At 72.3% G+C, this 1,612-nt stretch carries 2 protein-coding genes; both read right to left on the bottom strand.

Going from position 1 to position 1,612, the window contains the following annotated elements; genetic code table 11:
- Positions 1–213 precede the first annotated feature (213 nt).
- Positions 214–708: an SAV_6107 family HEPN domain-containing protein gene (locus E1200_RS33255; RefSeq protein ID WP_131956642.1), complete on the bottom strand. Its 495-nt coding sequence runs from the start codon at positions 706–708 to the stop codon at positions 214–216.
- A gap of 260 nt (positions 709–968) precedes the next feature.
- On the bottom strand, positions 969–1,612 hold a 644-nt coding region (locus E1200_RS33250; RefSeq protein WP_131956640.1), incomplete at its 5' end, for a L,D-transpeptidase family protein.

Here is a 1,612-nt window from a genome sequence, read left to right as displayed (position 1 = left end):
GCGCCGGCGCGATCGTTGGGGGGCCGGCCCGGGCCTGGGGAGTGGGCCGCGGAGGCCGGCTTGGTGCAGGGGCGTTCAGTTCGGGCCTGGGTGTGGACGCGCGAGTAGTCGTTGGCGGGGCACGTCTGGTGGTCGCGAAGTGATGGACGGGCCGGCGGGTGGCGCCTTGCTCGTGCAAGGCGGGGTCGAGTGAGTGGTGTGGGTTAGACGGGGTCAGCTCGCTTCGGGGACTGGGAGGGTCGGCTGGGCCGTTATGCCCAGGGTGTCTTCGACGAGCGTGACGAAGACGTCGGCGTCGTGGAGGAGTTCTTCGGCCTCGCGCGGGGTCACGGCGCGGGGGAGGCCGGCTTCGGCGGCGGCGCGCTTGTCGGCGCCGGCGGCGAAGAAGGCGGCCCATTCGCGCAGGGCGGGCTCGGCCTCCGGCAGCAGCACCCAGACGCTCCGGGGACGGCCGCGGCGGTGGGTCTCCAGGGGCTCCTTGGACGCCAGCACCGCGGCGGCGGCGCGCAGGGCCGCCAAGTGTGCGCAGACGTAGCGGACGGCGGGCGAGGTGGCCTCGGCCGCCTCGGCGAGGCCCATGCGGGCGGCGTGCAGCTGGCCGACGGCCGAGTGCGCCGGGCGCGGCGGCAGCGGACGGCGGCGCGGGCTCGGCGGCGGGACGGGCTGTGCGGCGGAGTGGATTCCGCGTGCGGTCCTCGTTCCGGACATTTCTGCCTCCTTCCGGGGCTCGGGCCGGCCGGGCGGAGAGCTTCCCCTCACTCCGCCCGGCCGTCCGTCCCGCCGAAACACCGCGATCGGCGGGGACGTCGCCCTGGCGCGGGCCGCGAGTCCCGCACCACGTCGAACATAAGTTCGACGCATTGACCAGTAAACCCCCCTGACGGCGATTCGTCAACGTGTTCGAACGCGTGTCGCGTGCCGCAGGTCAGCGGGTGTGGCAGCAGTAGAACAGCGGGGTACGACAATCCCTAGCGGGGCCGCCTGACGTGCACCGGGACGCCGTCTCCGAGCAGGTCGGGGAAGTACTCGGCGACGTGCATCGGCATCCGGACGCAGCCGTGCGAGGCGGGGTGCTTGGGCACGCTCAGCGCGCCGTGGAAGGCGATGCCGCCGTTGAAGTAGATCGGGTTGTAGAGGCGGCCCAGGGGCGAGGTCTCCCAGCCGGAGAAGCGGCGTCCCGTCCGGAAGTCGCCCGTACCGGTGGTGGCGTAGCGGCACCGGGGGACGGTGGCTCCGCGGTCCTTCGCGCAGTAGTACTCCCCCGAGCCCGAGGAGATGTGCGTGATGAGGCGCGGCTCACCGTCCTTGTAGAGGACGAGGTACTGGCGCTTCAGGTCGACGTCCACGCGGTCCTTCTCGCGCTTCTTGGCCATGGGACGCGGTTCCTCGGGGTCGGCAAGGGCCTCCCAGAACGACTTGCCAAGGGTGCTCTTCTGCTTCATGCGGTTGACCGCCTGGAACGCCCACACGGCCATCTCGGTGGACGGCCCGTACTTCCCGTCCGGCTTGCCCGGGTCGTAGTTCAGGGCCTTGAGGCGCCGCTGGAGTTCCTTCACGTCGGCGCCCTTCGCCCCTGGCTTCAGCCTGCGGTGGGCGGGGGTCGGGGCAGGTG

Origin of the sequence: Actinomadura sp. GC306, from assembly GCF_004348665.1 — a bacterium.
Taxonomy (GTDB): domain Bacteria; phylum Actinomycetota; class Actinomycetes; order Streptosporangiales; family Streptosporangiaceae; genus Spirillospora.
The sequence above is the reverse complement of the archived record's forward strand: the minus strand, read 5'-3'. Positions and strand labels throughout refer to the sequence as shown.